Source organism: Undibacterium sp. FW305-107 (genome assembly GCF_058788535.1).
In genome coordinates this window covers 20,176-37,136 of the sequence record NZ_JBYTAV010000021.1, presented here as the reverse complement: position 1 = coordinate 37,136, position 16,961 = coordinate 20,176, and the positions used below count along the sequence as shown (strand labels likewise).

16 protein-coding genes are annotated in these 16,961 nt (G+C 49.7%); 2 read left to right on the top strand and 14 right to left on the bottom strand.

What is annotated here, in order from left to right:
* Positions 1–6 precede the first annotated feature (6 nt).
* Positions 7–291, bottom strand: coding sequence for a hypothetical protein (locus tag AC3WQT_RS28410; protein ID WP_492709313.1), 285 nt, complete (start codon positions 289–291; stop codon positions 7–9).
* A 139-nt stretch (positions 292–430) separates the two neighbouring features.
* Here AC3WQT_RS28410 and AC3WQT_RS28405 point away from each other — a divergent pair, with 139 nt between their 5' ends.
* Positions 431–1,204, top strand: coding sequence for an exodeoxyribonuclease III (locus tag AC3WQT_RS28405; RefSeq protein WP_492709312.1), 774 nt, complete (start codon positions 431–433; stop codon positions 1,202–1,204).
* A 73-nt stretch (positions 1,205–1,277) separates the two neighbouring features.
* Here AC3WQT_RS28405 and AC3WQT_RS28400 read toward each other — a convergent pair whose 3' ends face one another.
* The 13 genes from AC3WQT_RS28400 to AC3WQT_RS28340 form a co-directional block, all read right to left on the bottom strand.
* The gene (locus AC3WQT_RS28400) at positions 1,278–2,975 is read right to left on the bottom strand and encodes a bifunctional metallophosphatase/5'-nucleotidase (protein ID WP_492709310.1); all 1,698 of its coding nucleotides are present in this window, start codon (positions 2,973–2,975) and stop codon (positions 1,278–1,280) included.
* Between the two features lie 112 nt (positions 2,976–3,087).
* On the bottom strand, positions 3,088–5,472 hold the full coding sequence (locus AC3WQT_RS28395) for a TonB-dependent receptor (protein WP_492709308.1): 2,385 nt from the start codon (positions 5,470–5,472) through the stop codon (positions 3,088–3,090).
* Positions 5,473–6,001: 529 nt separating this feature from the next.
* Entirely contained in the window at positions 6,002–6,910 is a 909-nt protein-coding gene (locus AC3WQT_RS28390) for a M48 family metallopeptidase (protein ID WP_492709306.1), read from the bottom strand.
* Positions 6,911–7,013: 103 nt separating this feature from the next.
* On the bottom strand, positions 7,014–7,622 hold the full coding sequence (metW, locus tag AC3WQT_RS28385) for a methionine biosynthesis protein MetW (RefSeq protein ID WP_492709304.1): 609 nt from the start codon (positions 7,620–7,622) through the stop codon (positions 7,014–7,016).
* Positions 7,619–8,782, bottom strand: coding sequence for a homoserine O-succinyltransferase MetX (gene metX / locus AC3WQT_RS28380; RefSeq protein WP_492709302.1), 1,164 nt, complete (start codon positions 8,780–8,782; stop codon positions 7,619–7,621). The genes metW and metX overlap by 4 nt, the downstream gene beginning before the upstream one ends.
* A 250-nt stretch (positions 8,783–9,032) precedes the next feature.
* Positions 9,033–10,799, bottom strand: coding sequence for a phosphoenolpyruvate--protein phosphotransferase (gene ptsP, locus AC3WQT_RS28375; RefSeq protein WP_492709300.1), 1,767 nt, complete (start codon positions 10,797–10,799; stop codon positions 9,033–9,035).
* A gap of 282 nt (positions 10,800–11,081) precedes the next feature.
* The gene (locus AC3WQT_RS28370; RefSeq protein WP_423010119.1) at positions 11,082–11,351 is read right to left on the bottom strand and encodes an HPr family phosphocarrier protein; all 270 of its coding nucleotides are present in this window, start codon (positions 11,349–11,351) and stop codon (positions 11,082–11,084) included.
* 19 nt (positions 11,352–11,370) lie between these two features.
* Positions 11,371–11,778 carry a PTS sugar transporter subunit IIA gene (locus AC3WQT_RS28365; protein ID WP_422976802.1) on the bottom strand — a complete coding sequence of 136 codons (408 nt, stop codon included), beginning with the start codon at positions 11,776–11,778 and terminating at the stop codon, positions 11,371–11,373.
* Positions 11,779–11,833: 55 nt separating this feature from the next.
* Positions 11,834–12,778, bottom strand: coding sequence for a glutathione synthase (gene gshB, locus AC3WQT_RS28360; RefSeq protein WP_492709297.1), 945 nt, complete (start codon positions 12,776–12,778; stop codon positions 11,834–11,836).
* Positions 12,779–12,810: 32 nt separating this feature from the next.
* Complete coding sequence (gshA, locus tag AC3WQT_RS28355) at positions 12,811–14,109, bottom strand: glutamate--cysteine ligase (RefSeq protein WP_492709295.1); 1,299 nt, start codon at positions 14,107–14,109, stop codon at positions 12,811–12,813.
* Positions 14,110–14,242: 133 nt separating this feature from the next.
* Positions 14,243–14,545 carry an antibiotic biosynthesis monooxygenase family protein gene (locus tag AC3WQT_RS28350; protein ID WP_492709293.1) on the bottom strand — a complete coding sequence of 101 codons (303 nt, stop codon included), beginning with the start codon at positions 14,543–14,545 and terminating at the stop codon, positions 14,243–14,245.
* Between the two features lie 47 nt (positions 14,546–14,592).
* Positions 14,593–15,627 carry an AI-2E family transporter gene (locus AC3WQT_RS28345; protein ID WP_492709291.1) on the bottom strand — a complete coding sequence of 345 codons (1,035 nt, stop codon included), beginning with the start codon at positions 15,625–15,627 and terminating at the stop codon, positions 14,593–14,595.
* The gene (locus AC3WQT_RS28340; RefSeq protein ID WP_492709289.1) at positions 15,624–16,013 is read right to left on the bottom strand and encodes an MAPEG family protein; all 390 of its coding nucleotides are present in this window, start codon (positions 16,011–16,013) and stop codon (positions 15,624–15,626) included. Before AC3WQT_RS28340 ends, AC3WQT_RS28345 begins: the two co-directional genes overlap by 4 nt.
* A gap of 294 nt (positions 16,014–16,307) precedes the next feature.
* Between AC3WQT_RS28340 and AC3WQT_RS28335 the strand changes: the two genes are divergently transcribed.
* A complete protein-coding gene (locus AC3WQT_RS28335) occupies positions 16,308–16,871 on the top strand; it encodes a glycine zipper 2TM domain-containing protein (protein WP_492709288.1) in 564 nt (187 codons plus the stop codon).
* Positions 16,872–16,961: the final 90 nt, after the last annotated feature.

Sequence of the window (16,961 nt, the reverse complement as noted above, 5' to 3'; positions counted from 1 at the left end):
TCTGTTTTACTTTTGTCGGCTACGGCTAAGGCTGCGGTGCATGCGGCTCTGGAGTTCATTCAAAATTCGCTGGCCTTCGTCATTGAGCCGGTCGGGCATGACTTCGACCGCTTCAGCCTTGACTGTTTTGGCGGGCATGAGTTTTTTGAGCAAAACCTTGATATCACGCAGCAACTTGGGCAAACCGCCGCTCTTCAATAATTCCACCGAATAACGCAAAGGCGCAGTCAGTTTCCAGGAAGAACTGGCATATACCGCCTTGAGTTCAGCACGCAATTGTTCTTCATTCATGATGGCGCAAAGGGATAGCTACCCAGAGGGAAAAGTAGGCAAGTATAAACCATCTGTTTGCTTATTCCTCCCAAGTACACGTATTGCTGCGCTATCTGGTATGCTTTCTATCTCATTTTTTAAGTCACTACCTACCAGCATGACTAAAATCATCTCCGCCAATCTGAATGGCATACGTTCCGCCGCCAAAAAAGGTTTTTTTGAGTGGATGCAAAAGGAAAACCCTGACGTGGTCTGCGTGCAGGAGCTGAAAGCCCAGGAAGCGGACATGACGCCAGACTTCCTGAACCCGCACGAATATCATGGTCATTTTCACTATGCCGAGAAAAAAGGCTATTCCGGCGTTGGCGTCTATAGCAAAAAAGAACCGGACGCCGTCGTTATCGGCTTTGGCAGCCCGGAATTCGATGCCGAAGGCCGTTATGTACGCTGTGATTTTGGCAAGCTGTCGGTGATATCCGTGTATTGCCCTTCCGGCTCATCGTCTCCTGAGCGGCAGGAAGCCAAGTTCCGTTTCATGGAATTGTTTTACCCGCATCTGCAACAACTGATCGCCGAAGGCAGGGAAATCATCATCTGCGGGGACTGGAATATCGCCCACAAAGAAATTGATTTGAAAAACTGGAAGAGCAATCAAAAGAATTCCGGCTTTTTGCCTGAAGAGCGTGCCTGGATGACGCGCCTGTTTGATGAGCAGGGCTGGCTGGACGTCTACCGTCATTTGCATCCTGAAACGACGGGAGATGCCTATACCTGGTGGAGCAACCGTGGCCAGGCCTGGGCAAATAATGTGGGATGGCGTATTGACTACCATGTCGCCACCAGCGGCATAGGTAAAAAAGCGCATACGGCCTCGATATACAAGGAAGCACGCTTCTCTGATCATGCACCGTTAATCATAGAATACAAATAAGCTCTTAATCCCTTAATGAAAAACGCCCGTCAGCTGGATAGACGGGCTTTTTTACTTCTAAAACATTTACAGATTAACCTGGCAAGCGTTTTACACGGTCACGTTTAACCTCAGTCAATTTACTACCCTGCTCACGCACATACGACTCAAAGGCTTCCAGGTCACGGCCTATCAACTCTTTGTCTTTTGCTTGCTTGAGAACGGCAAAGCCATCACCACCATCTGCGATGAAACTGTTTACCACCACGCTGTATTGCTGGTTCAGGTCAAGCAGCTTGCCTTTGATTTTGACATCCTTTACGCGCTCACTGATGCCGGCACGCGGGTCATAGCTGTAGCTAAGCGTGTGAGATACAAACAGTTTTTTTGGATCATTGACTTCACGCCCCAGCCACTGCTGCTGCAGCAGAGTCAGGATTTGCGCGCCTGTCAGCTTCATGCGAACCAGGTTATTGCCAAACGGTTGTACCGCATATAAATCACCATAGGACACTGCCACTGGACCAGTTGCCTTGCCAGAAGGCAGGTCACTGCGTATGCCACCGGCATTCATGAAGGCGACATCAGCACCACCCGCATGATGCCCATGATGGAGCTGCGAGTCAGCGATGATATTGCCCAGGCTACTGTCAAACACACCTGCTTCGCTATTGCGCGATAAAGGCGCACTCAAGTTGACGATAGGACGCTGGCGCAAACCTGCCGTTTGTGCTGCCACCTGATCCACTAGCTGCTTTGCAGCCTGATCGGGCTGCAGCGCTTGCTGGTCAATCAGATGATTGACGGCGACTGCATTGACCACCTGATTGGTCTTGCGGTCTATCGTCAGGGTTGATTCTGTCAGGAAGGAGCCGTAGCTGCGTCCCTGCACCACCAACCTGCCGTCTATCTTGCAGGTATAGCCCTGGTGCGAATGACCAGAAACAATCAGGCTGACGGCCTTGTCGAGTTTTTTGCTGATCTCGATGATCGGGCCTTGCAAACCTTCACAACGGTAACTGGGATCAGTCTCTGGACCTTTGTAGATCGCGCCTTCATGTATCAACACGACGATGGCAGCGACGCCCTGCTTTTGCAGTGCAGGCACATAGCGGTTAATCGCCGTCGCTTCATCTTCAAAACTGAGATGCTTGACCGCATCACCTGCCACCAGATTGGGTACATCGGATGTCACCGCACCGATAAAACCTACCTTGACGTCGCCGACCTGGCGTATCACATATGGTGTCAGCCACGGTTTGTCACTGCCCAGTTCATGGATATTGGCACCGAGATAGGAAAAGCGTGCGCCCTTGAAGTCAGCATAAGCACAACCGGTTGCCGGACATTCACCCTTGATTTTGCGCATCAGGTCGGCAGTGCCATTGTCAAATTCATGGTTACCGACTGCAGTCACTGACAAATCCAGGCGGTTCAGTGCTTCGATGACAGGCTCATCTTTCATCAGGGCCGAACCCATGGGCGAAGCACCAATCAAGTCACCCGCACCGACAAATATGCTGGCACCTACAGCCTGGCGGCGTTCTTTTAGCTTGGTAGTCAAGTAGGCATAACCACCTGCCGGTACCGAGATTTTCGCGCCAGGTCGTGCTGGGTCAATTTTTGTGGCGACATAGGGCACAGGTTGATCTGCCTGCAAATTGCCATGAAAATCATTGATACTGAAAATCGTTATATCGGTTGTTGCTGATTTTTCCGCTTTGTCAGTACTGGCACAGGCGGCAAGCAATATCGCAGCGATAGATATGCTGATTAATTTCAACTTTTGCATAAGAGATATATTCTTGCGTTAAAAAGAATAAGGCCTGCAACAAGTGTTCTTGTTGCAGGCCTGAATCAAGTCTGCGTGGTGAGTTTTGGATTCACCACGTTATGCCTTCAGATTAGAAATCTGCGGACAAGGTGACCGATGTAAAGCGTGGTGCACCCAGGTAGTAGAACACACCTTTTGCAGCAGCGCCAGGATAGGCAGTTGCATTGGTGATGTTGAAACTGGATGGGTTACGGTATTTCTCGTTCGTGATATTGCTGACACTCAGACGTACCGTTGGTTTTTTGAACCAGCTGGTGTTCGGGAACTGATAACCAGCATCAAAGCCCAACAAGGTGTAACCAGGAACGAATTCATCATTCGTCATAGTTGCAAATTGACCGCCTGTGTATTTCATTTTCAGACGTGTATACCAAACGGCTGTTTCATACTGTGCGCTCAGACCGGCTTTCCATTCTGGTGTCAAAGTCATTGCCTTGCCAGCTGTAGGAATATAAACGCCTTTTGCTACCAGCAGGTCATCTTTGATTTCGCTCTTCGCGTAACCGACGGAACCATAGAAAGACCAGCCGTTCACTGGTGTGTTACCCAGTTCAACTTCAAAGCCTTTGGTTTTTACCTTACCAACATTGGTTACCGAGCTTTGGTTAGCAACAGGATCAAAAGCGGTGGCCTGACGATCAGTAAAGTCTACTGTGTAAACTGTTGCCTGAGCAGTCAACTTGTCGCTTTGCAGACGATAGCCCAAGTCGAAGTTGTATGAAGTTTCTGGTGGTACTTCTACAAAGCCAACGCTACCATCTGCATTGATTTTCGCGTTATTTGTCGTTGCATAAACAAAGTTTGGCGGTACTTTCATGTTACGTGCCAAGCTGGCAAATATCTGATTATTGTTATCAATCTGGTAGCGTGCACCCAATTGCGGCAAAGGCTTGGTATAGGTCCGTTCCAGTTTGTAAGTCGTACCAGAATTCGTGCCTTCATTCGCGTAGTTGGTGAAATCACGTTTCATGGTCGGTACACGCAAACCGATATTGATAGTCAGTTTGTCATTCAACAGACTGATCGTATCTTGCAAAGAGAACTGGTAAGCAGTACTGATAGTTCTCCAGTCACGGCTTTGGTAAGGCGTGCCATCAGGACGAGTGATACGGCCTTCTTTCAGCCAGATGTCAGCTGCGTTACCGTTAGCATCAACAGCGACCATAGGACCGAACTGTTCATGTGTTGCACGTTCATACCAGACACCAGCCAGGATTTGGTGATTATTGATAGTGTGAACAACGGAAGCACTCACACCAGGACGGTTGGTACGTGTCACACTACTGTTGGCAACAATGACGCGATCCAGCGTATCGCCGTCGCCGTTCAGGTCGACAGTAGCAGTCAATTTGCCAGTTGTTGGATTCAGGAATGCATTTTCAGCTTGCAGACGTTGTTGCACACCACCTGTACCGTAGCCATACCAGTAGTAAGGAACAACTTTGACATCGGTATTTTCATTAATACGGAATTTGCCAGTCACAGAGAAAATCGCGTTTTCAAACGGGTTTTTTGTCAACTGATAGAAAGTGTCGGCATTTGCCTGGCTAGGATCATTATCTGCCTTGCCCTTGGTTGGCGTCACATGACCAATGAACTTGGTCGAATAGTCATAGTAGTAACCATTTTTTGCCAGATCAGCCAGGTTGAATGTACTGATGTTCTGGTTGATTGCACGGTTATACAACAATACGGCATTGATGGAATTGAACTTGTCGAAATCGATACGGTAACCAGCATCTATGTGGTTACGGTCAGCACCGCCTTCGCCTTTCCATTTGTCAGCTTGCGCATGGGAAGCAGAGATAAAGAAACGGGAACGACCATCAGCCCACAGGCCTGTGTCGTAACGCAAGAAAGTCTTGGACAGTTTCAAACCACCCAGAGTTTGCATGACGCGGAAACGTTTTTCTTTGGTCGGATCGCAAGTCGTGATACCGAAGTTACCGCCGGTTGCACCGATTTGCGGGGAATCAACGTCTGTCGAACCCTGGGTCACAAATTGGGTACAGGTATTTTCCTGATCCACGAATTCTTGTGGGAACACAGAGAAGCTACCAGAGTCATTGACTGGTACGCCATTGATCGTGGCACCAATCTGGTCACTGTTAAAACCGCGCAGTGTCAAACCACCACCAAACAAACCGGTTGCGTCGTAGTTATAGCTGTTAACCGCAGGCATCAGTTCCAGCGCTTCATAGGCATTGCCTGTAGGACGCTGCTTGGCCAGTTCTTCTGCAGTGATGGTACTACGTGCTTTTGGTGCATTTTCTTGAACCATCAAGCCCATACCGACTTTTTTGCCGGTGATGGTGACGCGATTTGCGTCAGGCTGCTCATTGGATTCTGTCTGCTGCGCGTAGGCAGAGGACATGCTCAGGCATACCAGTTGGCATGCGACTGCAACCATCGACAAACGCGATGGAAATGCGGACGATTTGTTTGATTGTTTCATTGAAGCTCCCGAATCATTTTACAAATGGAAATAAAAATTAGTGCAAAACCCCGTTTATCATCTCAAGCCACCGCAACTGCCTGATGACATCCCCTTCACCGCTCGTTCTATTGCCAAATTTTTTGGCTTTTTTTTGTAACTGGTTGTAATTCCACAACAAACACCTGCGATGACATGTCACATTAGAAATATTCTCGGCCTATAGCACCGCGCAAACGATTGCTTTTTTTGAAAATTGAAAATTTTCAACGACGCAAACGATTGCTATTTCTAAACAAAAAACAGACGGACCTTTTTACGGTGCGTCTATCTCCTAGTGACATCTTTAAACTTGAGCAATTCGCCGGGGCAAATGTCTGTCGATCAGATATTTTGATATGTGAAAATAGTCTATCACATAAAATTTTGAACTTGCAGAGTGTCCCATCCAATTATTAAAGGATGATGACAAAGTGGTTTTAGCGGCAAGATTTTGTCACAATTGTGCGACAAATTGCCATTTAGATACTATTTTTTATTTGAAAAATACTTACTTTCCCGAATATACGACGGGAGCAATGCCTTTGACATTGGTTTGGTAAGGTGGCAAGGCGCTGATACTTACCCCTTTGGCATGCGCATATAAAGGCATGACCTCAGGGAAGTGGTTGCGGATTTCTGCGATACGGGTAGTACCAGCTGGGTGAGTTGACAACCATTGTGGCGGAGCCCCTTTGCTAACCATACCCATTTTTTGCCAAAGAGCAACGCCAGCGCGCGGATCATAGCCAGCCCTGGCAGCGATATCGAGACCGACAATATCTGCCTCAGTCTCGTCACCGCGGGAAAAAGCCAGCATGCCAAACTTGGCAACCCCACCAGCTACGCCGCCTGCCAGATTGGGGTCATAACCCTTCGCGCCAGCCCACAGTTCGGCCAGTTTAATACCCACATTCGCAACCGCTGCCTTGCCAGCACGTTCGGCACCATGCTCACGCAATGCATGGGCAATTTCATGGCCCATGACGATGGCGACTTCATCGTCGGTCAGTTTCAAAGTATCAAGGATGCCGGAATAAAAGGCTATCTTCCCGCCTGGCATGCAATACGCATTGACCTGCTTGGAACCGATGAGATTGACTTCCCATTTCCATTGCCTGGCACGCTCATTCCATTTCAGCGCATACGGTATCAATTTGTCAGCAATCGCACGCAAACGGATGACCTGCGGATGGTTAGCTGGTCCCAAAGCACGTTTTTGTTCTGCGACCTGCATGGTCTGCGCATACTGCGCCGCAGCCTGGCTTTCCAGCGCACCGGTCGGGGCCAGTTTTCGCAAGACCGACATTTCACCGACCTTGACACCATCTTGCTGTCCATTGTTTTGAGCACTGGCAACAGCAGTAACAGCAAACAGGCTGGAAAATACAAGGGCAAAGTGGCTGAGTTTCATGTTCATGCGAAAACCTTGGGAGCTGGATGTTCAATCCATTAAATGGTAGCAGTAGCGACCATTTAAAGGTGTGAATCTTTCAAAATTCTGAATTTAATAAAATAAAAAATCATCCCAGTTTTTTACGCAAGCGGAAAACCGCCAGACTACCGCGTAAATTTGGCAACCAGGTGACAGGACGTCCTTCATGCAAGGCAACACATTCCAGCACTTCCAAACCAACTTCTGTGGCCAAATCGGAGAAATCCAGTATCGTCGCGCAGCGCACATTTGGGGTGTCATACCATTCGTATGGCAGGGATTTTGACACCGGCATCTTGCCGCGCAATAAGGCAGTGCGGTGCGGCCAGTAACCAAAATTAGGGAAAGAAACTATGGCTTCCCGTCCCACTCTGGCGATGTCACGCAACAGCGGCTCTACATGCTTCATCATTTGCAGCGAGGACAGGCACATGACAGTATCAAAGGCATTGTCTTCAAACATGCCTAGACCATTTTCCATGTCCTGCTGTATGACGTTGACGCCGCGACCGGCGCATGCGAGTACCTTGTCATCAGCGATTTCTATGCCATAACCACTGCACTGCTTGTCGCTTTGCAGATAATCCAGCATGACGCCATCACCACAACCAACATCAAGCACTTGTGCCTGCGGCTTGATCCAGTGGGCGATGAAGGCCAGATCGGGGCGCAAGACGTTTAATTCAGAAAAATTCATGCTGCTACTCCCAACAATTCGGCCTGCAATTCTGCATCTATGCGCTGGTAATAGGCAGCCACCAAATTCAGGTAACGCGAGTCATCCAGCAAGAAGGCATCGTGGCCATGTGGCGCATCGATTTCTGCGTAACTGACGGTGCGTTTATTGCTGACCAGGGCCTTGACAATTTCACGGCTACGTTCAGGTGAAAAACGCCAGTCAGTCGTGAAAGAGGCGAGCAGGAACTTGGCCTTGGTTTGCGACAGTGCCTTGGCCAGGTCACCACCGGTATGACGCGCAGGGTCAAAATAATCGAGTGCCTTGGTGATCAGCAAATAGGTATTGGCATCGAAATAATCTGAGAACTTGTCGCCCTGATAGCGCAGGTAGGATTCGATTTCAAAATCCACACCAAAGCCAAACTGATAGTCGCCCCCTTTCAGGTCTCGGCCAAATTTTTCTGCCATGTCGTCATCTGACAAATAGGTAATATGTCCTATCATGCGTGCCACCCTTAAGCCGCGACGCGGTACTACACCATGGGCATAAAAATCACCACCATGAAAATCGGGATCAGTCAAAATCGCCTGCCGTGCAACATCATTGAAAGCAATATTCTGGGCTGACAATTTGGGGGTAGACGCCACCACCACGCAATGACGCAGGCGATCAGGATACAAGATGCTCCAGGCCAGTGCCTGCATGCCACCAAGCGAGCCGCCCATGACAGCAGCGAATTGTTTGATGCCCATGCGATCCGCCAGTCTTGCTTGTGCATTGACCCAGTCTTCCACCGTCACGACAGGGAAATCCGCCCCATACGGTTTGCCCGTAGCAGGATTGGTATGCATGGGGCCGGTAGAACCAAAACAGGAGCCCAGGTTATTAACACCGATAACAAAGAAGCGGTTGGTATCGACAGGCTTGCCCGGCCCCACCATATTGTCCCACCAGCCTACATTCTTTGGCTGGTCGGCATACACGCCAGCCACATGGTGGGATGCATTCAGGGCATGGCAAATCAGGACTGCATTGGACTTGTCAGCATTCAGGTTGCCATAGGTTTCCACCATCAGGGTGTAACCAGCAATTGAGGTGCCGTTTTGCAAAGCCAAAGGCTCATCGAATTGAAACGCTTGTGGCGTGACGATTCCAACTGATCCAGGTGAGGATGACATACACTCTTCCATCGGGACTTAACCCGTTATCAAAAAACTCAGGAAGGCTAAAAGGTGGGCTGAATGTGAGGAGGGGAAAGCTGCATTCAAGCTCGCTTTAGCCGTATTTATCATTCGGGATATTTTCCGAAACGCGCCCGCAAGCTGATTTTCAAATCGGCGCAATAGGAGAAGGATAAACCATGTCGGGCACCGAGGTCAAACCCCAAGCACCAGAGCATGGCATTTTAGTGCAGTGTCCGCAGTGTCGCTAATGCAAAGTGGGCAACTGAGCACCCATGGCCGCCAATGTTTCCCTGATGGTTGCAGAATCATAGCTACGCAAGATTTTTTTTACATGGCCTTGCAAGGCATCAAGGCGAGTATTCAAAATCTCTTGCTTAATTTCCGGCAACAGCGCTGCCGGCATCGACAATTCGCGGAAACCCATGCCAGCCAGCAAGCGTGTCAGGCGAATATCCCCTGCCATGCCACCGCAGATAGAGACCGGTATGCCTGCCCTGTCACCCGCCGTAATGATCATTTGCAAGAGTTGCAAAATAGCCGGATGCAAATCATCGTACAAGTGTGCGACTTCATGATCTGCCCTGTCAATTGCCAATGTGTACTGAATCAAGTCATTGGTGCCGACTGACAGGAAATCGAGCTTTTTGACAAACATGGGCAGCGACAAGGCCGCCGCCGGAATTTCTATCATGGCACCGATGGCAATCTCTGCATCGAACTCCTTGCCTTCCTTGCGCAATTCAGTCTTTGCCTGTTCTATCATGGCCAGGCTTTGGTCAATTTCAAAACCGTGTGCCATCATCGGTATCAATATCTTGACCTTGCCAAAAGCCGAGGCACGCAGGATGGCGCGCAGTTGCGTCAAAAATAATTGTGGCTCAGCCAGGCAATAGCGTATGGCCCGCAAACCCAGCGCCGGATTGAGGATATTGTGTTCTGTCGTATCCAGCGGTTTGTCAGCCCCCACATCCAGGGTGCGTATCGTCACTGGCCTTCCCTTCATGGCTTGCACGGCAGTGCGATAGGCTTCGAACTGCTCTTCTTCGGTTGGCAGCTTGTGTTGCTGGCCACTGCTTTCCATGAACAGGAATTCTGAACGGAACAAACCCACCCCGCTGGCACCTGCCTCCAGTGCATGGGCGGCATCTTGTGGCAATTCTATATTTGCCAGCAAGGTGATCTCGACACCATCCTGGGTAATTGCCGGTGTCTTCTTGAGCTTGTGGAGTTTTTTCCTGGCCTTGGCCAGTATGGCCTGGCGTTCGCGATATTGTTCGAGCACCAGAGTACTGGGCGCGACGATGACCACGCCGGCATCGCTGTCGATGATGAGCCAGTCGTCCTGCTCTATCAGGCGTGACGCATTTCCCATGCCGACCACGGCAGGTATACCCAGGCTGCGCGAAACGATGGCGGTGTGCGAATTATGTCCGCCCTCATCAGTGACAAAACCAGTGAAGGCGACATCGCGGAATTGCATCATGTCTGCTGGTGAAATGTCTCTGGCAACCACGATCATATTGGCATTGCGTTCATCAATCCCATCAGAGCGTATCGCGCTGCCAGCGGTACCGGTCAATACCTTGAGTACGCGCTCTGCCACCTGCTGGATATCAGCCTTGCGCTCACGCAGGTAATCATCTTCGATTTCATCGAACTGGGCTGATAATTCATCGATCTGGCTGACCAGTGCCCATTCTGCATTGTAGTGACGGGTACGGATAATATCGAGCGGCGCTTCAGAGATCATGGGGTCGGACAAAATCAGTACATGAACGTCGATGAAGGCACCAAGTTCGGTTGGCGCATCTACCGGCAAATCCGACCAGATGGCCTGTAATTCCTTATGTACCTGGGCGATAGCCAATTGCAGTCTTTGCACTTCGGCTTCGACCTGCTCTTGTCCTACCAGATAATGTTGTACATCCAGTGCCGCCGGGCGCAGCAAGTGAGCTCGCCCGATTGCTATACCGCGTGAAACGGGGATGCCTTGCAGTGTAAAAGATGCCATGCTGTGTCCCCCAAAATACTTTATCTTCGGGCAGCCGTGATTTTGCTGCCCTGTCTTATTTCTAGTGTAATGATGTAACGCTAAGCATAAGACTTCATGCACCATTTATTGCATGATATTTTGCTGATTCAATCAAAGAAGGACAAGGTAAACGAATAGAGTCAAAACGACAATGAGAAATATGTTGCGATATGTTGCCATTTGTTTCGCTGGCAAATTGTACTTACAACGCGCTTATAAAAGCATCATCACAAATGATTACTATTGCCGATCAATTTCCGTTTATTCACCCTCACCAAACTTGTCGTTGATCAACGCATGAATGGCTTCAAAACAGGCTTGCTCATCCGCACCATCAGTTTCTAATAAAACTTTACTGCCCTTACCTGCTGCCAGCATCATCACGCCCATGATGGACTTGCCATTCACACGACGACTATTGCGGGTCAGCCATACTTCAGCCTTGAATTTGCTGGCAGTTTGCGTAAACTTTGCTGATGCACGTGCATGCAAACCCAGTTTGTTGACGATCTCAATTTCCTGTTGAATCATGCTTCGGTTTCTTTCTCAATTAGTTGGGTGACAAACGCACGCGATTGTCCAGACGTATGGCACCATTCTGGCCACCAGCCAGCGCCATTTCCACCACGACATCGAGTACATCACTACGATAAGTTATCGCCCGCAACAACATGGGCAGGCTGATGCCGGCAATAATCGCAACCCGGTCCGGGTCACCCAATTGCCTGCAACAATTCGACGGCGTACCACCCATGACATCGGTGATCACCAGCACGCCGGAACCATCGTCCAGACGCAGCACGGCTTCACGCGCTAGGCGGTTGACCTCATCAATATTCTGGTCGGCAATCACGTCTATCGCTTCAAAGCGTTCGGGCATGCCACGGAAAACATGGGCCGCAGCCTGCATAAAAGCAGTCCCCAGAGGTGCATGCGTCATTAAAAGTATGCCAACCATCGTTCTTTAACTCTCTTGTGATGGCCGGCACTCGCCCGCCATCCTTCATTTATATTTAAGCTGCAACTGCCGTTTCAAGGGCATCAATAAACATGCCAGCAACATTGAAGCCTTTTTGCTGGGTAATTTCCTGGAAACAGGTAGGGCTGGTCACATTAACCTCAGTCAAATTAGCCCCAATTACATCTAATCCTACCAGCAACAGGCCTCTTTGATAAAGTTCAGGTGCCAAAGTCTGCGCAATCTCAAGATCGCTGGCAGACAATTCCTGCGCCACACCCAAACCGCCTGCCGCCAGGTTACCCCTGACCTCACCATTTTGCGGGATACGCGCCAAGGCAAATGGCACAACCTTGCCACCGATCAGCAATATCCTTTTGTCACCATGGACAATTTCAGGGATATAGCGCTGCACCATGATGGTACGACTGCCATTCACCGTCAAAGTCTCAATGACAGAGCCCAGGTTCATACCGTCTTCACGGATACGGAAGATGCCAGTACCGCCCATGCCATCCAGAGGTTTGAGGATGATATCCTGATGTTCTTTATGGAAAGCACGGATACGCTGCTCATCCCGTGTCACCAGTGTAGGCGCAGTGAACTGGCTGAACTGGGCAATGCTGAGTTTTTCATTATGATTGCGGATGGCTGCCGGTTTATTGAACACCCGTGCACCCTGCTGCTCTGCCAGTTCCAGCAAATAAGTCGCGTAGATATATTCCATATCAAATGGCGGATCCTTGCGCTGCAGGATGGCATCAAAAGCACTCAGGGCAAGTGACTCAGGTTCAGACAACCTGAACCAGTCCTGGCTATCACCGGTCAGGGTAATGCGGCTGATATTGGCTATCACCTTGCCGCTTTCCAACGCCATATCATCCGGCCCAAATGCGTAGATCTCATGACCACGCTTGTCTGCCTCTACCATCATGGCGTAAGTGGAATCTTTATACGTCTTGAAGTGCGACAGCGGATCGGTCAGGAAAGCGATTTTCATGAATGTGCTCAATATTCTTGGCTAAATAGTAATCAATAAACCTCAGGATTTGGATCTGTCTTTTCCAGCTCCAGTGATGCCGCCAGCAAAGCCAGGCGCGCCACTACACCATACATGTAAAAACGATTTGGTGCTGCCGTACCCGGTTTTGCCTTCATGTCCGGCACTGCATGTTGCTGGGCAAAGGCCAGCGGCACGAAATGCATGCCGGGTGCATTGAGGTTTTCATCAACACCACGGTCTTCATGCACGCGGTAAAAACCGCCGACCACATAGCGGTCTATCATGTAAACCACAGGTTCAGCCACGGATTCATTGATTTGCTCAAAGGTGTAGACACCTTCCTGCACAATGACATCCCTGACTTCCATGCCATCCTTGACGACCGACATCTTGTTGCGTTGCTTGCGATTGAGATCACGCACTTCGCTGGAGTCATGCACAGTCATGATGCCCATGCCATAGGTACCTGCATCGGCCTTGACGATCACGAAAGGTTTTTCCTTGATGCCGTATTCCTTGTATTTTTTGCGTATTTTGGCGAGTATGGTATCCACTGTTGCCACCAGCGCATCTTCGCCACTGCGGTCATGGAAATTAACATCCTTGCACTTGGCAAAGTAAGGGTTCAACATCCATGGGTCTATATCAACCATTTTGGCGAATTTCTTGACCACTTCATCATAGGCGTGGAAATGATTGCTCTTGCGGCGCAAAGCCCAGCCAGCATGCAGGGGTGGCAGCAAGGTTTGCTCATTGATGTCTTCCAGAATAGCCGGTATGCCTGCCGATAAGTCATTGTTCAGCAAAATCGTGCATGGGTCGAAGTTTTTCAGGCCCAGACGGCGGCCATTGGCAGAGCGCTCCAGCGGCTCCAGTATCAATTGACTGCCATCCGGCAAATCGATAGGCGTCGGTTCTGTGATATCTGCTGACAGCGACCCCAGACGCACATTCAGACCGGTCTGGCGGAAAATCTGCATCATGCGCGCAATGTTTTGCAAATAAAACACATTGCGGGTATGGCTCTCAGGGATGACCAACAGGTTTTTGGCATCAGGGCAATATTTTTCTATCGCCGCCATCGCCGCCTGCACTGCCAGCGGCAACATTTCTGATGCCAGATTATTAAAACCGCCAGGGAATAAATTGGTGTCGACAGGGGCCAGCTTGAAACCGGCATTGCGCAAATCGACAGAGCAATAAAATGGCGGAGTGTGCTCCTGCCACTCAAGACGGAACCAGCGTTCTATCGCAGGTGTCGCTTCGAGTATCTTTTTTTCAAGATCGAGCAGGGGGCCGTTGAGAGCGGTGACGAGATGCGGAACCATAATGACCTTTTGGAGAGCAAGCTGTTGCCAAAAATGAACGCCGACCTCAGCGCCACAGGCAAATCATGACTTGATAAGCTTGGGATGAAATCCCGGTAATCAAGTCGGAATTATCCCAGGCTACACAAAAAAATCACTCAGACTTGGCTAAAAGATCAAAATGTTCCACCACAGGGGCACTGGCAAAATAGGGGCCGACGATGGCACGCCAGTCTGCGAATGCTGCAGATTCACGAAAATCCACAGTGTGGTTCTCCAAAGTTGCCCAATAAATCATGAGCAGATAGCGTTCTGGCGACTCTATGCCTTTTTGTACCTTGAAACCCAGGAAACCTTTGGCATGGCGTATCACTTCGTCAAGGCCACGCTGTATGGCGATATCAAATTCGGCTTGCTTGCCAGCCTGTATGCGTAGATCAGCTAACTCCAAAATCATATTTGCCTCTTGATAATAATAAAATTATTCTTTATCGCTGTTCTGGATCAAACCAGACCCCGGTCGCTGAGCTCTTTCTTGATATAAGCATAAAACACAGGAGCGGCGACCACACCGGGAACGCCAAACAGGGTTTCCATGACCAGGATGGCGGTCAGCAATTCCCAGGCTCTGGCGTTGACCTGAGCACCGATGATGCGTGCGTTCAGGAAGTATTCTGCCTTATGAATGACAATCATGAAAACCAGCGAAGCGACCGCCACATTCAGGGATTGTGACAATGCGACGATCACGATAACCGTATTGGAAATGATATTACCTGCGACCGGGATCAAACCCGCCAGGAAGGTTATGGCGATCATGGTCTTGGTCAGTGGCAGATGCACGCCTGCCATAGGCAGGATGGCCGCCAGATAAATCGCCGTAAACACAGTATTGATCAAAGAAATCTGTACCTGGGCGAACACGATTTTATGAAAAATCTGACCCAGGTTGCTGATCCTTTGTTGCATGGCAGCGGCAAAGGGTTTGTGGTTGCTGTCGCCACTGACATCCCTGAGCGCGATCATGCTGCCTATGATCATGCCCAACAATAAGTGCACAATCAGGTGACCAGCTTCGGGCACCAGCTGTTTCGCTTCACCGGCATGCTCACGCAACCAGTGCGTCATCATTTCCCTCAAAGCTTCGACATCTTCCGGAAGGTTAGTACTCACCCACTCAGGCAACTGGTGACGCGAAGCTTCAATAATATCAGCCAGCTTTTGCAGCAGACTGTGTAAATTCCCGGCATCACTGCGTAAAAAGGCGTGGATCGCCCAACCAGCCAGTATTAAGCCAGTAATCAGCAAAAACGATAAAAACACCACCGCAATCATGCGCGGCTGCTTGTGCCTGAAACGCAGGGCGATCGCCGGTGCCAGCACATGGATAATGGAAAAAACCAGCAAACCGGAAAACAGGGCAACCAGCAAGCCTGCCTTCAATACCAGCAACAGGGCGATGCCCATAAGGATATATGAAGCATAGATGGATAGCGACAATGTTTGACTGGCCGGACGGGCAAGAATTTTATCTTTCATTTCAGCACTCCGCTCAAACCCACTACTGCGCCCAGCATCAAAGCCACTGCCGCCAAACCTGAAATCAGGAAGCCCATGGAACGCTTGCCTGCATCTTGCAGATAAGCCAGGGCATACATGATGCGCCCGACCAACCATGCCAGACCCAGCAAAGCAGCTGGTATATCGCCACTCCAGACTGCGCACAACCAGAGCGCCGGGAAGAACAAAACCATTTGCTCCACCGTATTTGTCTGCACCCGCATGGCGCGCAAGAACTCAGGTGGGCCATCCATGGCTGGTGCCTTAACCCCAAGCTTCATGCGCAAACGTCCTACGGTCATTACATTCCAGATATACATGCAGAGTACGGCAAGTGTTAACCAGGATGTCCATTGCAAATGCATAAATTCTCCAGTGAGGATACTTGAGTGGCCTGAGAACCACCCAGATGAGGCCAATGATATAAAGTACAAGAATACAGTACCAAAAGTACATTGAAACAGACACTTACATTTTCATGTCTTCTATTTTAAAGGCTTAAGCGTTATATAGAGACTATCACAGGATGCAGACAGAAATACGCAATACCCGGCCGCCCTTTTATTGCCTTATTTGCATGTTTATTATACAGGCGAGCTTGTAGAAGCTTAGAGGCCAAGGTGATGTTTATCACATGATCATATCGAAAGAGGTAAAAAATGAAATTTTCATTCCCCACATTTTCCAAAACAGCACCTGTGCTGGCTTTGTTGGCCGCTGCTGCTTTTGTTCCCGCTGCCCATGCTGCTGATTTTGATGATTATGCGCGCGTCGTCAGCGTTACCCCGCAGGTTGAGCAAGTCAATGTGCCTCGTCAGGAATGCCGTACTGAATATGAAACCAGCCAGCGCAACTATCCTCGTCAGCAACAGGCAGAGCGCAGCAATGGCGGTGCCATCATAGGCGGCCTGGCAGGTGGTTTGCTGGGTAGCCAGGTTGGTGGCGGCAATGGCCGTATTGCTGCGGCAGCCGTAGGTGCTGTGACTGGTGCCATTGTTGGTGACCGCGTTGAGAATAATGGCAATAACGGCAACAATTACAACAGCCAGCCTGTCTATGAGAGCCGTCCTGTACGTCAGTGCCGCAACATCGACAGCTGGGAAACCCGTACCAATGGCTATGCCGTGACGTATGAGTACCATAACCGTACTTATACTTCCGTCATGCCCTATGATCCGGGTTCACGCCTGCGCATCCATGTGTCTCTGACGCCACGTCCTTGATCTGGATCACACCATCTACACTCACAAATGCCGCTGCAAAGCGGCATTTTTTCATATGGTGCTAAAAAATCCCTGCGCAGTATCCGAAAC

What these genes read in the sequence shown, in the direction of transcription:
- AC3WQT_RS28410 (WP_492709313.1), bottom strand. Translation starts at nt 291, where the DNA reads ATGAATGAAGAACAATTGCGTGCTGAACTCAAGGCGGTATATGCCAGT.
- AC3WQT_RS28405 (WP_492709312.1), top strand. Translation starts at nt 431, where the DNA reads ATGACTAAAATCATCTCCGCCAATCTGAATGGCATACGTTCCGCCGCC.
- AC3WQT_RS28400 (WP_492709310.1), bottom strand. Translation starts at nt 2,975, where the DNA reads ATGCAAAAGTTGAAATTAATCAGCATATCTATCGCTGCGATATTGCTT.
- AC3WQT_RS28395 (WP_492709308.1), bottom strand. Translation starts at nt 5,472, where the DNA reads ATGAAACAATCAAACAAATCGTCCGCATTTCCATCGCGTTTGTCGATG.
- AC3WQT_RS28390 (WP_492709306.1), bottom strand. Translation starts at nt 6,910, where the DNA reads ATGAACATGAAACTCAGCCACTTTGCCCTTGTATTTTCCAGCCTGTTT.
- metW (WP_492709304.1), bottom strand. Translation starts at nt 7,622, where the DNA reads ATGAATTTTTCTGAATTAAACGTCTTGCGCCCCGATCTGGCCTTCATC.
- metX (WP_492709302.1), bottom strand. Translation starts at nt 8,782, where the DNA reads ATGTCATCCTCACCTGGATCAGTTGGAATCGTCACGCCACAAGCGTTT.
- ptsP (WP_492709300.1), bottom strand. Translation starts at nt 10,799, where the DNA reads ATGGCATCTTTTACACTGCAAGGCATCCCCGTTTCACGCGGTATAGCA.
- AC3WQT_RS28370 (WP_423010119.1), bottom strand. Translation starts at nt 11,351, where the DNA reads ATGATTCAACAGGAAATTGAGATCGTCAACAAACTGGGTTTGCATGCA.
- AC3WQT_RS28365 (WP_422976802.1), bottom strand. Translation starts at nt 11,778, where the DNA reads ATGGTTGGCATACTTTTAATGACGCATGCACCTCTGGGGACTGCTTTT.
- gshB (WP_492709297.1), bottom strand. Translation starts at nt 12,778, where the DNA reads ATGAAAATCGCTTTCCTGACCGATCCGCTGTCGCACTTCAAGACGTAT.
- gshA (WP_492709295.1), bottom strand. Translation starts at nt 14,109, where the DNA reads ATGGTTCCGCATCTCGTCACCGCTCTCAACGGCCCCCTGCTCGATCTT.
- AC3WQT_RS28350 (WP_492709293.1), bottom strand. Translation starts at nt 14,545, where the DNA reads ATGATTTTGGAGTTAGCTGATCTACGCATACAGGCTGGCAAGCAAGCC.
- AC3WQT_RS28345 (WP_492709291.1), bottom strand. Translation starts at nt 15,627, where the DNA reads ATGAAAGATAAAATTCTTGCCCGTCCGGCCAGTCAAACATTGTCGCTA.
- AC3WQT_RS28340 (WP_492709289.1), bottom strand. Translation starts at nt 16,013, where the DNA reads ATGCATTTGCAATGGACATCCTGGTTAACACTTGCCGTACTCTGCATG.
- AC3WQT_RS28335 (WP_492709288.1), top strand. Translation starts at nt 16,308, where the DNA reads ATGAAATTTTCATTCCCCACATTTTCCAAAACAGCACCTGTGCTGGCT.